Consider the following 14,940-nt stretch of genomic DNA (forward strand, 5'->3'; position numbering starts at 1 on the left):
AAATCGAGTTGCGACGACGGGCCACTAGCCCGCAGTCACCTCACGCGTCCGGTTTCCATACATCTGCCGAACCACCTCCTCTCCGTGATGACTCACACCCTAGGAACGGTCGCGGCTCACCTCAACCGGTTTTTCGAGACGGCGACGCAACGGGCTCCTGCCGGGTGTCGTAGGCGTATCCGTCGCCGCGTTGAAGCAGCCGCAGATTGCGGTGCGAGACGCTGAACCGACCCGTCGGTGAAGTGTGTTGCCCCCTGGCTCGTACCGTGATGCGTCCGATCCAGGTGCCCGCCCACTTCCCGACGGGCACTGTCGCGCGTACGAGATCCCCCGTGATGTACCCGAAGTGCTGCTTGTCGCGGGCCCGCCGAAGCCGCGGGAAGCCGAACCGGTCAGGGGTGGTACGGGCGCAGGAGCCGCGTCCGGTGCACTTCACGACCAGGACGCGCGCGGCCACTCGGACGATCCTGCCGCCGTTCTCGCGATCCAGGTCGCCGACGACGAGGGCGTCGACGGTGTGGGTCTTGGCGAGTCCCATCGCAGTGCGGTTCTGCTGAGTACGGCCGCCCCACCAGGCATGCACTGGCGGGCCGAGAGCACTCAGTGCCTCGATGAGCTGTCGGCAGGTCGAGTTCATCACCGCGGTGTCACGCAGCGGGGTCCGCGTCTGAGCAAGGATCTCCGTGAGGCGTTCCGGCCGGTGGGCGAGGAAGACCGCGACGCGTGCGTTGCCCTTGGCCTGGTTACAGGGGACGCACGCCGGCACCAGGTTGGAGGTTCTGCTGGAGCCGCCGCGGCTGCTGGGGTGGATGTGGTCGAGATTGAGAGGAACGCCGGTCGCGCCGCAATAGGCGCAGGATCGGCCCCACGCGGAGAGCAGGTACGCGCGAGCGACGGTTTTGGCGTGTGCGCCGATCTGGTGTTCGTCACCTCTGAGCTGCTTGCCCGCGCTCATGGAGCGGGAGTCGAACGCGACGCTCTCCACGTGAACCTCTGTGACCGGCGCATACCGGCAGAAGCGACTCGCGAGGGACAGGGTGGTGTCGATGCGGTGCCGCAGTGACGGGGCGAGCCAACCCTTCGGGCGGCCTCGGTTGTTGCTCATCTGCGCTCGGTAGCGAAGATTCGCGGATCTCCGTCTGCTCCGGTACCCGGCGCGCTTCTTCATGCGGAGCTGGATCTGGTCGCCGCGGTGCCGGAGTTCGGCCGTCACCAGGCCCCGGCGTACGAGGACGGCTTTCCCGCGATCACGGGTCTCCGTCTTCTCGTCCGTGAGCGCGAGGCCGGTCGCCTTGGATCCGGGGTCGATGCGCAGTTGCACGCCGTCGACTTCCGAGTCGGCGCTCATACGGTCCTTGAGCCGGATGGTGAACGGAACTCGCCGATGGACGACAGCCCGTCCCCCGGTGAGCAGTTCACGGGCGCGAGCAGGGTGGCACGGCATCAACGGCCGTCTGTCAGCGGCAAGGACGAAGACTCTGCTCGCGCCTACGCCTCCGGTGTACGTGCGGTCTGTGGGAGCGTCACCGCTCCCGCTCTCTGTCGCCTCCGCCGCCAGGGCGACAGGTTCGACGTGACGCCGACGGGGTCTGGCGCGCTGCCCGTCGGTCTCCCCTCGCCCATGTTCCTCGCCGGTGCCCCGCATGGTGGCGGGGAGTCCGTGAGCCGTTTCGTCCTTGCTCCGGAGGGTGTCTGCTCTCTCGGATTCCAGTGCGGGCTGCTGAGGAAGCACAGCCCGGTGGGTCTGCTCACCTGCGGGAAACGTAGTCATCGAAGGGCACCTTCCTTTGACCTGGAGGTCTTGATGACTCGGGCTGGTCACTCTGCTTGTCCGTGCGACGGAAAGCCCGGCCGTGAGCCGAGGGGCGAGTGACCCTTCGTGTGTATGTCCCGCCGACGCTAGCGATCACCTGTCGCCCGGCGAACTGAATCATTCAGGGTCAACCAATTGTGCGAACCTTTGGACGTGCGTCCGATTCCGAGCGACCGCGCCCGCTCTCAACCGTTCACCGGCAACGATTTCGTCCGACTTCTGGGAAGTGGCTGTGGGCTGCGTCACGTTCGAGTTCAATGATCTGACGTGCGGTATACGCGGAACTCGCAGAACATGCAGCTCATGAGGACACGGCCTGCAGGGGGTGCCAGGTGAGTGCTTCCCGGCGTAGCGGGACCACCGACGAACTCGGGCCCGAAGAGCCTGAGCCCGGTGGGGCCGAACTGCTCGCGGCATTGCTGGACGGGATGGACGCCGCCCTGTGCGCGTTCGACGCCGACGGGGTGGTGACGCACTGGAATCGTGAGGCCGAGCGGATTCTCGGGTGGTCGGCGGCGGAGGCCGTCGGGCGGCAGGGGTTCGCGGGGTGGGCGGTGCGGACCGCCGACGCCGAGGAGGTCGAGACGCGGCTGATGTCGTCCATGGAGGCGCATGGGCGGCAGGTGCACGAGTTCGCGCTGCTCACGAAGGACGGCGGGCGGGTGCTCGTGCGGACGCAGTCCGCCGCCGTGCTGGGCGGGGACGGGAAGCCCGCGGGGGTGTACTGCGCGTTCAGCGAGGTTCACGCGCAGATCGATCTGGAGCGTTCCATCGCGCTCAGCGAGGCGCTGTTCGAGAGCGCCTCATGGGGTGTGGTGCTCGTCGACGCGGATCTGCGTCCCGCCGTGGCGAACGAACATGCCGCGCGGTCCCTGGGGATGGGGCGTACGGCGTTGCTGGGGCGGCCCCTCGGGGAGTTGCTCGGGCAGGGCGTGGAGGAGCTGGAGAGCGCGCTGAGCCATGTGCTCGCCGAGGGGGCGCCGCCCGCGCCCGCCGAGATGTGGGTGTCGGTGCGGGGCACGGAGAGCGGTGAACCGGAGCGGCGTTGCTGGCGCAGCGGCTTTCTGCGTCTCGCGTCGCCGCTCGCGGAGGAGCCGGTGCCGTTGGGGGTCGCCTGGCTCTTCCTGGATGTGACGGAGGCCAAGCAGACCGAGCAGGACGCGGCGCAACTCCGTTTTCGATCGCAGCAGTTGCACCGGGCGGCGCGGGCCGCGGGTGAGTGCGAGGACCCCATGGAGGCGGCGACGGTCCAGCTTGACTTCGCCCTTGCCGGGTTCGCCGATCACGCGTTGATCGATCTGGTGGCGGGAGACGCGGGGGATGCGGGGAGTGCGGGGGGTGCGGGGGGTGCGGGGAGCGAGGAGCGGGTACGGCTGATTCGTGTCGCCGCCACGCCTGCCGGTGCTCCGGGGCCGTGCCTGCCGGTGGCAAAGGCGGGGCTTCCCGTGCGGTATCTGGAGGGTCATCCGGCCCCGCAGTGCGTGGACCGTATGGGTTCGGTCCGGGCCAGTGCGGGGACCGCGCCGCCGGAGCGTGCCCGGGAGTGGGCGGCGGCCAGGCAGTGGCCGGAGGACACGGTGCATGCGTTGTGCGCGGTGTTGCGGAGTCGGGGGCGGACGTTGGGGGTGGTGACGTTCTTGCGGGGCGCGAGCCGTACCCAGTTCGAGCGTGCGGACGCGTCGTACGCGGAGAGTGTCTCGGCGAGGGTTGCGGCCTCGCTTGACCTGGCTCATGTTTTGGGCGGTTGACGGCGCTCCCCGCCGGGGGGCGGTGTTCAAGGCCGCCGCTTCCCCGCCGGGGGTGGCGTTCAAGGCCGCCGCTTCGCGGCGGATCTTTCCCGCCCACCCACCCGTGCACCCTGCGGTGCATCGAGTGGGTGATCCTTCGTCGCCGGGTTAACGGGTGGGCGGGTGGGGGAATCCGCCGCGAAGCGGCGACTCAGAGTCCGCCCGCCAGCCAGACCCCGGCGACCAGCAAACCCGCCCAGCGCAGCCTCCCCCGTCAGCCAACCGGCCAGCCAGGCGCCCGGGGCCAGCCCGACCGCCCAGGCCTCCCGGGGCCTGGAACCCGTCCCCCCGGCCGGCTAGGCCGCGTGCAGCGCCAAGGTCGGGGAGAGGCGGGCCGCTCGTACCGCTGGGTAGAGGCCCGCCACCGTGCCGATGGCCAGCGTTGCTCCGAAGCCGCCTGTGACCGCCCAGAGGGGGATCACCCAGGGGAGGTCGCCGGACACCGCATACGCGGCTGTCGCCGTCGCGCCGAGGGCGATTCCCGCGAGGCCGCCGAGGCCCGACAGCAGGAGGGACTCCGTGACGAACTGGATGCGGATCTGCCCCTTCGTCGCGCCCATGGAGCGGCGCAGGCCGATCTCGTAGCGGCGTTCCAGGACCGAGATGATCATGGTGTTGGCCACGCCGACTCCGCCCACCAGCAACGCGATCCCGCCGAGACCGAGCAGCAGCGTGGAGAACGCGCCCTCCGTCGCCGCCTTCGCCTGGAGGGCCGAAGAGGGGTCCGTCACCTGGACGTTGCGCGGGTTCTCCGGGTCGATCGACGCGGCGAGCAGCTTGCGTACGTCGTGCACGGAGGCGTCGGTCGACCGTTCGTACACCGAGGTGGGGCGGCCGTCGAAGCCGAGCTCGGTTTTCGCCGCCTCCCAGCCGACGAGGGCCGAGCGTTCCACGTCGGGCGAGAGGGGCAGCGGGTCGAGGATGCCGACGACCGTGAAGTAGCGGTCGCCCAGCCAGACTTGTTGACCGGGTCGCGTGATGCCTAGGCGGTCCGCCGCGACATCGCCGAGGACGATCGAGGGGTAGCGGCTGTTCGCGGCGTTGAACCACGTGCCGCGCCCCATCTCGCCCCGCAGGACCTTCAGCAGGCCCTCGGTGGTCGCCTTGACGGAGATGCCGCCGGTCTCGTCCTCGGGGATCTTCTCGCTGCGCCGCACGCTGTGGTCGAGGTCGCCGGTCGCGCCGACGTCCTGGACGCCCTCGATGCGGGAGACCCGTCCGGCCGCGTCACGCGGGAGCACCACCTTCTCGCCGGAGAACATGGGCTCTCCGGGCGCGGCCACCAGCATGTTCGTTCCCAACGCGTCCAGTTCGCGCATGAGTTGGGCCTTGCTGGAGGAGGAGACTCCGACCACCGCGATCATCGTGGCGATCCCGATGGCGATACCGAGGGCGGAGAGCACGACCCGCACGGGGCGGCTGCGCAGGCCCGCCGAGCCGACGTGCAGGACGTCCCGCGGTCCGAGCCGCGCCGCCTTCAGGCGGGTGTTCCTCACTCGTTTCATCCCGGTCCGGTTCGTACGCGTCACTTCGCGCTCACCTCCTCCCCCGCCGCGGCCCGCACATCCGCCACCACCTGCCCGTCCCGGATCCGCACCTGCCGTGGCAGCCGTTCGGCGATCTCCGTGTCGTGCGTGATGACGGCGATGGTGGCGCCCTCCGCGTTGAGGTCGTGCAGGAGTTCCATCACCGCCTCGCCGGACGCGGAGTCCAACGCCCCCGTCGGCTCGTCCGCGAGGAGGAGGTCCGGCGCACCGACCACCGCACGCGCGATGGCGACGCGTTGTTTCTGGCCGCCGGAGAGTTCGTGCGGGCGGTGTCCCATGCGGTCCGCGAGGCCGACGCGGTCCAGGGCGTCGGCGGCTCTCGCGCGGCGCTCCCCGCGCGAGAGGCCCGAGTACAGGAGGCCCTCCGCCACGTTGTCGCGTGCGCTGATCCCCGGCACGAGGTGGAACGCCTGGAACACGAAGCCGATGTGCCGTGCGCGCAGGGCGGACAGGCTGCGGTCGGCGAGCGTGGCGACGTCGTGTCCGGCGATGGCCACGGAGCCCTCCGAGGGGCGGTCCAGGGTGCCGATGATGTGCAGCAGGGTCGACTTGCCGGAGCCGGAGGGGCCGACGATGGCGAGGAGTTCGCCCTCCTCCACCGTGAGGTCCACGCCGCGCAGGGCGGCGACCCCGCCCGGGTACTTCTTGGTGACCCCGCCCAGCTCCACGACGGCGCTCATATCTTGGGCACCCCGACCTTCGTGCCGGCCTTGAGGCCGCCCCCGGTGACCTCGACGCGTCCCTGGCCGAACATGCCGAGTCCGACCTTCACCTGGCGGGCGCGGCCGTTCTCGACGACCTGGACTCCGTAGCCGCCGCCGGGCAGCGCGAGGAGGGCGTTGACGGGGACGGAGAGGACGTTCTCGCGGGTCTCTCCGGTGAGGTTGACGGTGACCGGGGACTGGTCGAAGCCGTCGACCTTGCCGGGGTCGTCGAAGGAGACGGTGACCGGGATCTTGGGGGTCTTGTCGGCGGGGTCGTCGCCGGGCTTGGCGGTCTTGCCGACGGAGGCGATCTTCCCCTTGGCGGTGGTGCCGTCGGGCAGGTCCACGGTGACCTTGGTGCCCACCTCGGCGAGCTTGCCCTCGGCGACGTCGAGCTGGAGACGTACGACTCGCTCGGCGCTCGTGGTGGCGAGCACCGGCTTGCCCGGAGCGACCTGGTCGCCGACGGCCGACTCGGTGGACTTCACGCGGACGCCGCCGGGCAAGAAGGCGATCTGGTCGGGGCCGACGCGGCCCGTCCGCTTCTGGTCGTGTGCCTTCTGCCACTGCTTGACGGCGGCGGCGGTGCCGTCCGTGTACGCGTCGTCGACGGCGAGCCCGGCGCCGTACCCGAGGGCCCGGAGGTTCTCTTCGAGCTGCCGTACGTCGTTGCCCTCGTCGCCGGGCTTCAGCGTGCGGTACATGGGCTCGGTGCCGTACATGAGGCGTACCGGGACGCCGTTGACCTCGTACAGGCGTCCGTCGCGCTTGATCGTCGAGCCGCTGCCCGTGGACCAGGTGAGGGTGCCGCTGGTGCCGGCGTTGATCTTGCGTTCCTTGGCGTAGCCGAGGGTGCCGTCGGCCTGGGTGCCGCTGCTGAGGTCGCCGCGTTCGACGGGGGCGGTGGCGGGCGGGAGTCCGGCGTCCTGGTGCGTGGCCCCGTCCTTGCCGTTGTCGGCGAGGGCCGTGACGGCGACGCCGCCGCCGGTGATCGCGAGGAGGGCGACGACGGTGGCGGTGACGGCGGTGCGGCGCCTCACGCGACGATGTCCTTGCACGCCTTGGCGGCCTTCTCCATCTTCTTCGCCTCGGCGCCCTGGGGGATCTTCTGGGCTTCCATGGCGCCGCCCTCGAACTTCGGGTCGGGCATGTTGAAGCCGTTCTTGCGCATGCACCGGGCGTACTTGAGCATCTTGTCCTTGTCGGCCTGGGAGATGGAGCCGCCGCCCGCGCCGCCGCCCTTGCCCGTGTTGCAGGCCTTCATGGCGGCCTCCATCTTCTCCTTGGTCATGTCGCCGCCGATGGTGATGCCGCGGGTGTCCTCGCCGGACTTGGGCTCGCTCACCTTGAGGCCGTGCTTGCGCAGGCACTCGCGCTCCTTGAAGGCGGCGTCGGCCTGCTTGCCCTTGCCGCCGTCGGCCTTGTCCCGGCTCCCGCTGCCGCTGTCGCCGCCGGAGGAGCAGGCTCCGGTGAACAGGGCGAGGGCGGCCATTCCCGATGCGATGGCCGCGCCGCGCGTACGAGACCTGCGAGTCCTGAGCGTCCTACGAGTCCTCATGGCTTCCCCTTCACTTCTCACGTCTTGCTGTCGCGTGACGCGCTCAGGCTGGTGGGAAGGGAGGTTTCGTTTCTCTCAACGGAGACGCTTACACCGACGAAAGGTGCACTTCAGGTACACAGGGCCGCATGCGCGTACTGCTGGTGGAGGACGAGGAATTCCTGGCCGAGATGATCGCCGTGGGGCTGCGCCGTGACGCGCTCGCGGTCGATGTCGCGGCCGACGGCCTGACGGCGTTGCGCAAGCTCCAGCTCGGTGAGTACGACGTCGTCATCCTCGACCGGGACCTGCCGGGCCTGCACGGCGACGAGGTGTGCCGCAGGGTGGTGGGGCAGCGGCTGCTCACGCGCGTCCTGATGCTGACGGCGTCGGCCGCGGTCCGGGACAGGGTGGCGGGCCTCGGTCTGGGCGCGGACGACTACCTGACGAAGCCTTTCGCGTACGACGAACTCCTCGCCCGCGTCCTGGCGCTGGGCCGCCGCACGCGCCCCGCGCTGCCACCGGTGATCGAACGTGCGGGTCTGGTCCTGGACACCGCCCGCCGCCAGGCGAGTCGCGACGGCCGTCATCTGGCGCTCTCGCGCAAGGAGTTCGCGGTACTTGAGGCGCTGCTGCGGGCCGAGGGCGCGGTGGTCAGCGGCGAGGACCTGATCGAACAGGTCTGGGAGGAGGACACCAGCTACCGCACGAACGCGGTCCGCGTGACCCTCTCCAAGCTCCGCACCAAGCTGGGCGACCCCCCGGTGGTGGAAACGGTCCCGGGCGCGGGCTACCGCATCGCGGGCTGGTCGGCGTGAGGGGGCGGATCGGCGTGAGGGGGCGGGGCGGCGTGAGGGGGTGGGGCGGGGGCTTCGGCGGACGTTCTGGTGTCGGGCGCGGCAGGCGTTTTCGTGTCGCGCGGCTCAGCAGTGAGCGTGGGCGGCTGACCGCGCTCTACGGCGGCATGCTCCTCCTGGCGGGGGCGCTGCTCACCGGGCTCGTCTACTTTCTGGTGCGGCAGGGGCTGTACTCCTCGATCAGCGCCGCCGTCACCACGGCCGTCCCCCGCAAGGTCGACCCGCCCTGGGTGGTGCCCACCCCGGCCAGGTCCGCCGTGCCGGCCCAGCGGGTGCCGTCCGACGCCGCCTCGTCCCTCGACCTCACGCAAGGCCTCGCCGTCACGAAGATCAGTGACGTCGCCGAACAGGCGGCCCTGAGCAGGCTGCTCACCGTGTCGGTGATCGTGCTGTTCGTCTACGCGGCGCTCTCCATGTTCCTCGCCTGGTGGATGGCGGGCCGTGTCCTGCGCCCGGTCGGCGTGATCACCGGCACCGCGCGGCGTCTGTCGGGCGAGAACCTGCACGAACGGATCGCGCTCGACGCGCCGCCCGGCGAGCTGAAGGAGCTGGCCGACACCTTCGACGAGATGCTCGGGCGGATAGAGCAGCTGGTCAGCGCGCAGCAGCGGTTCGCCGCCAACGCCGCGCACGAACTGCGCACCCCGCTCGCCGTCCAGCGGGCGGCCGCCGAGATCGGGCTCGCGGGTGAGCCCGACGCGGGGCAGGTGGCCCGCATCCGTACGAAGCTCATCTCCGTCGCCGACGACAGCGAGCATCTGATCGAGGGGCTGCTGCTCCTCGCCACCTCGGAGCGGGGCCTCGAACTGCGGGAGCCCGTGGCCCTGGACGTCATCGCCGACGCGGTGACGGAAGGGCTCGCGGACCGGGCGGCCGAGCGGGACGTCACGCTTTCCCTGCGTGCCGAGCCGCTCACCGTGACGGGCGACGGGGTGCTCCTCGACCGTCTCGTGCACAACCTGGTGGCGAACGCCGTGGACCACAACGTCAAGGGCGGCCGGGTGGAGGTGCGCACCGGCCGGGACGGCATCGAGGTCGTCAACACCGGCCCGGTCATCCCGCCGGACACCGTCCCGCACCTCTTCGAGCCCTTCCGGCGCCTTCGGGAACGTACGCACGCGCGCGGGGACGGCGCGGGCCTCGGTCTGTCCATCGTGGCCGCGATCGCCCGCGCCCACGGCGCGGAGGCGACCGCCGAGGCGAACGGGGAGGGAGGAGGGCTCAGCGTGCGGGTGCGCTTCCCCACGGGCCCCCGGAGACCTCCGCAGCGGTGACTCGGCAGGAGCGGCTCAGCGGCTCAGCGGCGGTAGAAGATCCTGTCGCCGTACTCGGCGAACACGCGGCCGTTCCACTCGTGTCCGCCGTCCACGTTCCCCGAGCGCAGCACCGGCGGTTCGGCGCCCCGCGCGGCCAGTCGTTCGACGGCCGTGGCCATCATCGCCTGCATGATCGCGTTGGCGACCACGCTGGAGGCGGGGCCGAAGGGCGCGCCGACCGTGTCGAGGGCGAGCTCCGCGTCGCCGACGGTGATCTTGGAGTCGATCACGACGTCGCAGTGGTCCTTCAGGAAGGTCCCGGACACGTGCCGCGACTTCGTCTCCGTCGCGTACGCCACCGACGTCACCCCGATGACCTTCAGGCCGAGGGCGCGGGCGTTCATCGCCATCTCCACGGGCAGCGAGTTGCGCCCGGAGAGCGAGATGATCACGACGACGTCGCCGGATCGGGCCGGCGAGGAGTCGAGGACGGCGCCCGCGAGCCCGTCGACCCGCTCCAGGGCGGAGCCGAGCGTGGCGGGCATGACGTCGACGCCGACGACCCCGGGGACGGCGAGCAGGTTCATCAGGGCGAGGCCGCCCGCGCGGTAGACGACGTCCTGGGCGGCCAGCGAGGAGTGCCCGGCGCCGAAGGCGAAGAGCCTGCCGCCGGCCTCGACCGCGTCGGCGAGCAGCGTGCCCGCGGCGTCGACGTTGCCGCCCTCCTCGTCGCGCACCCGCCCGAGCAGGCCGATCGCGGCGTCGATGTACTGACCGGCCAGCTTGCTCTCGCTCTTCGAGCCCATGCGCCGTGGGACCTTTCCGGGTACGTATGTCGTGTACGTATTTCCTGCTGCTGCCTGCATGTGTTTCCTGCTGCTTCCAGCACGTGTTTCCCGTGTGCCGCGGATCACGTTGCGGTCTGGACCAGTGCCCTGTCAATACGGCCCGAGCACCCCGTCAAGGCCGCCTGGACCGGGTTTTCCCCTGGCGCGACCCGGTTGTCAGCGGTATGCGTCAGACTTGAGGGCAGGGCCGGCCGCACGAGCGAGATCTGAGGGGCACCCATGTCGGGGCTTATTGACACTACTGAGATGTATTTGCGCACCATCCTCGAGCTGGAGGAGGAAGGTGTGGTCCCCATGCGCGCCCGGATCGCCGAGCGTCTCGACCAGAGCGGGCCGACGGTGAGCCAGACGGTCGCGCGCATGGAGCGTGACGGCCTGGTGGCCGTCGCCAGCGACCGTCACCTGGAGCTGACCGAGGAGGGCCGCAGGCTCGCCACGCGCGTGATGCGCAAGCACCGCCTCGCGGAGTGCCTCCTGGTCGACGTGATCGGCCTGGAGTGGGAGCAGGTCCACGCGGAGGCGTGTCGCTGGGAGCACGTGATGAGCGAGGCGGTGGAGCGCCGCGTCCTGGAGCTCCTGCGCCACCCCACCGAGTCTCCGTACGGGAACCCGATCCCGGGCCTGGAGGAGCTGGGCGAGAAGGACGGGGCCGACCCGTTCCTGGACGAGGGCATGGTGTCCCTGGTCGATCTCGACCCCGGCACGGAGGGCAAGACCGTGGTCGTGCGCCGGATCGGCGAGCCGATCCAGACGGACGCGCAGCTGATGTACACGCTGCGTCGCGCGGGCGTGCAGCCCGGCTCCGTGGTGAGCGTGACGGAGTCCGCGGGCGGGGTGCTGGTGGGCAGCAGCGGTGAGGCCGCCGAGCTGGACACGGAGGTCGCCTCGCACGTCTTCGTCGCCAAGCGCTGAGGGCCGCCGGGACCGGGCTCCGGCGGGTTCCGGCCGGTCGCTGCCCCTGTTACCGAGAGTTCATGTCAACTGGCGGTAACGGTTGGGCAGTTGCGAAGACCGCGGGATCCGGTGGGGTCCAAGATTCAGTGTGCGGAATCGCAGCGCCCGGACGTTTTGCGTGCGAGGCTGTCGCGAGAGGCATATGACTTGAGGGCTCTTGCCGTGCCGGTGCCTGGTCGCCGCCACGGCCGTGGGAGGGGGCAGGAGGATGTGCCCATCTGGTGAGCGGGAGCGCGTACGCGAACGGTGCGCGTCATCGCCCCCTGAGCACGCAGAGGGCCCCGGCGCCCTTGAGCGCCGGGGCCTGTCCTCCCCTGTTCTGACCCGGAGCCCCGAGCTCCCAGGGTCGTCCCCCTCGGACCGTTTTCCCCGAGCGGCCCGCCTCCCGATGAAGATCTCCCCTCGGCTGCGGCGGCCAATCCTTGAGCGTGGTCACTCGAATGAGGGGTGTTGGCGGCGAACTGGCCGCTTTCGAAAAAGAGTTCGATAGCGTGCGGGGGTGCGTGACGGAACCAGGCGTTCGGCCCGAGAGGATTCAAGGGGGGTGCCAGGAAACATGGTGCGGCGCATTGACGTGACAGGCGCGGGTGGCGTACGCCTCGCGGCCTGGGAGTTCGCCGATCCTCCCAAATCGAGGGAGACCGACGGTCCGCCCGGCGGCGTGCTGTTACTGCACGGCCTGATGGGCCGTGCGTCCCACTGGGCGGGCACCGCCCGCTGGCTCGCCGAGCGACATCGCGCGGTCGCACTCGACCAGCGCGCGCACGGCCAGAGCGACAAGCCCCCCGAGGGCCCCTTCACCCGCGATGCCTACGTGGACGACGCCGAGGCCGCGCTCGTCCAGCTCGGCCTCGCTCCCGCCGTCCTCATCGGCCACTCCATGGGCGCGCTCACCGCCTGGCAGCTCGCCGCGAAGCGCCCCGACCTCGTCCGCGCCCTGATCATCTGCGACATGCGGGCCTCCGCGCTCGGGGCCGCCTCGCAGCGTGAGTGGGAGGACTGGTTCAAGGCCTGGCCCGTGCCCTTCGCCACGCTCGCCGACGTACGCAAGTGGTTCGGCGAGGACGATCCCTGGGTCGAGCGGCCCAACCCCTCCCGCGGCGAGTTCTTCGCCGAGGTGATGACCGAGGGCCCCGACGGCTGGCGCCCCGTCTTCGACCGCGAACAGATGCTGAAGTCCCGCGAGACGTGGGTGTTCGACGCCCACTGGGAGGATCTGGCGCAGGTCCAGTGCCCCGCCCTGGTCGTCCGCGGCCTGGACGGCGAGCTGGGCCGTGCCGAGTCCCAGGAGATGGTGCGGGTGCTGCCCCGCGGGGAGTACGCGGAGGTGGCCGACGCCGGGCACCTGGTGCACTACGACCAGCCGGAGGCCTGGCGCGAGGCGATCCAGCCGTTCCTGGACGAAGTCCTGACGGGGCAGGGCCAGGACCTCAGGGGCTGAGGCGCTCCACCGTCCAGCCCGGAGCGGGGGCGGAGGCGTCCTGCTCGGTCCGTGTGTAGCGCAGGCGGTCGTGCAGGCGGTTCGCCCTGCCCTGCCAGAACTCGACGCTCCGGGGCACGACCCGGAAGCCGCCCCAGTGCGGCGGCGCCGGCACCTGCTCGCCCTCGGGGTAACGCGCCTCCAGGTCGGCGTACGCGCGGTCGAGTTCCTCGCGCGTGGCGATCACCGAGGACTGGGCGCTGGCCCAGGCGCCGAGCTGCGAGCCGTGCGGGCGGGTGCGGAAGTACGCCACCGTCTCCTCGCGGGCGACGCGCTCCGCCGTGCCCGTGACGATCACCTGGCGGGCCATCGGGTGCCAGGGGAAGAGCAGCGAGATGTTCGGGTTCACGGCCAGGTCACGGGCCTTGCGGGACTCGTAGTTCGTGAAGAAGACGAAGCCGCGCTCGTCGTACCCCTTCAGCAGGACCGTGCGGGAGCCGGGGCGGCCCTCGGCGTCCACCGTCGAGACGACCATGGCGTTCGGCTCGTGCAGCAGTCCCGCCCCGGCCGCGGCGAGCGCCTGCGTGAACCACACCGCGAACAACTCGACGGGCGTGGCGGGCGCCTGGGCCTCGGTGAGTCCGTCCATGCCGTAGTGGGCACGTATGGCGGCGGGATCGGACACGGGAGGGACGGGAGCGGCAGATGAGGAGGCTGATGCTGAGGCGTCGGCTCGATCGGTCACGCGGTCATCTTGCCGTATACGAAGGGCCGGGCGATGAGCCGGGCGACAGGCCGTCGTACGCCACGGGGAGGTGACGTGTGGCACTGAGTGCCGCTTACCATCGCCAAGGGTGGCACCAAGGGATATCGTTCCGACGCCGAATCGGTTGGGTGACCACCAGCCGCACGGGGCATCACCGGGGTGTCCGATCCGGACCGCGAGTCGAAGGCCGGCAGCCGTCCACGCACCGGCAGACCGCGGAACCGGACCGAACACGCCCACTTCTGACACATGGTCACGAGCTGTCTGTCACCACCATCTGTCGTACACATCACGAGGAGCCGCCTGATGTCCGACTTCGTACCCGGACTTGAAGGAGTCATCGCGTTCGAGACGGAGATCGCCGAACCCGACAAGGAAGGCGGCGCGCTTCGCTATCGCGGCGTCGACATCGAGGATCTGGTCGGCCACGTCTCCTTCGGCAACGTCTGGGGCCTGCTCGTCGACGGGGCCTTCAACCCCGGCCTGCCGCCCGCCGAGCCGTTCCCGATCCCGGTGCACTCCGGCGACATCCGCGTCGACGTCCAGTCCGCGCTCGCGATGCTCGCCCCCGTGTGGGGCCTGAAGCCTCTCCTGGACATCAGCGAGCAGGAAGCCCGCGACGACCTGGCACGGGCCGCCGTCATGGCCCTCTCGTACGTCGCCCAGTCCGCCCGCGGCCAGGGCCTGCCGATGGTGCCGCAGCGTGAGATCGACAAGGCCGACACGGTCGTGGAGCGCTTCATGAAGCGCTGGCGCGGCGAGCCCGACCCCAAGCACGTGCAGGCCGTCGACGCGTACTGGACGTCGGCCGCCGAGCACGGAATGAACGCCTCCACGTTCACGGCCCGCGTCATCGCCTCCACGGGCGCGGACGTCGCGGCGGCGCTGAGCGGGGCCGTGGGCGCCATGTCCGGCCCCCTGCACGGCGGCGCGCCCTCCCGTGTCCTCGGCATGATCGAGGAGATCGAGCGGACGGGCGACGCGGTCGCGTACGTCAAGCAGGCCCTGGACAAGGGCGAGCGGCTGATGGGCTTCGGTCACCGGGTGTACCGGGCCGAGGACCCCCGCGCGCGGGTCCTTCGCCGCACGGCGCGCGAGCTGGGCGCTCCGCGCTTCGAGGTGGCGGAGGCGCTGGAGAAGGCGGCGCTCGACGAGCTGCACGCCCGCCGCCCCGACCGGGTCCTGGCGACGAACGTCGAGTTCTGGGCCGCGATCGTCCTCGACTTCGCCGAGGTGCCGGCGCACATGTTCACGTCGATGTTCACGTGCGCGCGGACCGCGGGCTGGTCGGCGCACATCCTGGAGCAGAAGCGGACGGGGCGGCTTGTCCGCCCCTCGGCGCGGTACATCGGCCCCGGGTCGCGGGACCCGCGGGCGGTCGAGGGGTACGGGGACATCGCCCACTAGGGAACCCCTGGCCGCCGTCATCACCGGCTCCGCCGAGTTCGTCC

The 14,940-nt window shown here is 70.9% G+C and carries 13 protein-coding genes; 6 read left to right on the forward strand and 7 right to left on the reverse strand.

Annotation, left to right across the window (positions count from 1 at the left end):
• Positions 1 to 121 precede the first annotated feature (121 nt).
• Entirely contained in the window at positions 122 to 1,558 is a 1,437-nt protein-coding gene (gene iscB / locus ACWFRU_RS21540; RefSeq protein WP_453689476.1) for an RNA-guided endonuclease IscB, read from the reverse strand.
• A 587-nt stretch (positions 1,559 to 2,145) separates the two neighbouring features.
• Between iscB and ACWFRU_RS21545 the strand changes: the two genes are divergently transcribed.
• The gene (locus tag ACWFRU_RS21545; protein WP_453689257.1) at positions 2,146 to 3,561 is read left to right on the forward strand and encodes a PAS domain-containing protein; all 1,416 of its coding nucleotides are present in this window, start codon (positions 2,146 to 2,148) and stop codon (positions 3,559 to 3,561) included.
• Positions 3,562 to 3,896: 335 nt separating this feature from the next.
• Here ACWFRU_RS21545 and ACWFRU_RS21550 read toward each other — a convergent pair whose 3' ends face one another.
• From ACWFRU_RS21550 to ACWFRU_RS21565, 4 genes are read right to left on the reverse strand one after another with little or no spacing between them, the layout of a single operon-like run.
• On the reverse strand, positions 3,897 to 5,105 hold the full coding sequence (locus ACWFRU_RS21550; protein WP_453689478.1) for an ABC transporter permease: 1,209 nt from the start codon (positions 5,103 to 5,105) through the stop codon (positions 3,897 to 3,899).
• 20 nt (positions 5,106 to 5,125) lie between these two features.
• Complete coding sequence (locus tag ACWFRU_RS21555; protein WP_453689259.1) at positions 5,126 to 5,827, reverse strand: ABC transporter ATP-binding protein; 702 nt, start codon at positions 5,825 to 5,827, stop codon at positions 5,126 to 5,128.
• Positions 5,824 to 6,891, reverse strand: coding sequence for a peptidoglycan-binding protein (locus tag ACWFRU_RS21560; protein ID WP_453689261.1), 1,068 nt, complete (start codon positions 6,889 to 6,891; stop codon positions 5,824 to 5,826). Before ACWFRU_RS21560 ends, ACWFRU_RS21555 begins: the two co-directional genes overlap by 4 nt.
• Entirely contained in the window at positions 6,888 to 7,409 is a 522-nt protein-coding gene (locus ACWFRU_RS21565; RefSeq protein ID WP_453689262.1) for a hypothetical protein, read from the reverse strand. The genes ACWFRU_RS21560 and ACWFRU_RS21565 overlap by 4 nt, the downstream gene beginning before the upstream one ends.
• Before the next feature lie 128 nt (positions 7,410 to 7,537).
• Between ACWFRU_RS21565 and ACWFRU_RS21570 the strand changes: the two genes are divergently transcribed.
• Both ACWFRU_RS21570 and ACWFRU_RS21575 read left to right on the forward strand, forming a co-directional pair.
• On the forward strand, positions 7,538 to 8,206 hold the full coding sequence (locus ACWFRU_RS21570) for a response regulator transcription factor (protein WP_453689264.1): 669 nt from the start codon (positions 7,538 to 7,540) through the stop codon (positions 8,204 to 8,206).
• A 146-nt stretch (positions 8,207 to 8,352) separates the two neighbouring features.
• On the forward strand, positions 8,353 to 9,519 hold the full coding sequence (locus ACWFRU_RS21575) for a sensor histidine kinase (protein WP_453689480.1): 1,167 nt from the start codon (positions 8,353 to 8,355) through the stop codon (positions 9,517 to 9,519).
• A gap of 23 nt (positions 9,520 to 9,542) precedes the next feature.
• Here the strand turns inward: ACWFRU_RS21575 and ACWFRU_RS21580 are convergent, their stop codons facing one another.
• Positions 9,543 to 10,307, reverse strand: a complete 765-nt coding sequence (locus ACWFRU_RS21580) for an SIS domain-containing protein (RefSeq protein ID WP_453689266.1) — start codon at positions 10,305 to 10,307, stop codon at positions 9,543 to 9,545.
• A 261-nt stretch (positions 10,308 to 10,568) separates the two neighbouring features.
• On the opposite strand from ACWFRU_RS21580, the gene ACWFRU_RS21585 reads away from it, so the two are divergent.
• Positions 10,569 to 11,261 (forward strand): metal-dependent transcriptional regulator, encoded by a 693-nt coding sequence (locus ACWFRU_RS21585; protein ID WP_361832210.1) that lies wholly within the window; start codon positions 10,569 to 10,571, stop codon positions 11,259 to 11,261.
• 598 nt (positions 11,262 to 11,859) lie between these two features.
• Complete coding sequence (locus ACWFRU_RS21590) at positions 11,860 to 12,744, forward strand: alpha/beta fold hydrolase (protein WP_453689268.1); 885 nt, start codon at positions 11,860 to 11,862, stop codon at positions 12,742 to 12,744.
• Here the strand turns inward: ACWFRU_RS21590 and pdxH are convergent.
• Positions 12,734 to 13,486 (reverse strand): pyridoxamine 5'-phosphate oxidase, encoded by a 753-nt coding sequence (gene pdxH, locus ACWFRU_RS21595; RefSeq protein WP_453689482.1) that lies wholly within the window; start codon positions 13,484 to 13,486, stop codon positions 12,734 to 12,736. The genes ACWFRU_RS21590 and pdxH overlap by 11 nt on opposite strands.
• A gap of 309 nt (positions 13,487 to 13,795) precedes the next feature.
• Between pdxH and ACWFRU_RS21600 the strand changes: the two genes are divergently transcribed.
• Entirely contained in the window at positions 13,796 to 14,896 is a 1,101-nt protein-coding gene (locus ACWFRU_RS21600) for a citrate synthase 2 (RefSeq protein WP_453689270.1), read from the forward strand.
• The last annotated feature ends 44 nt before the right edge of the window (positions 14,897 to 14,940 follow it).

This window comes from Streptomyces sp. NPDC055099, assembly GCF_053607685.1.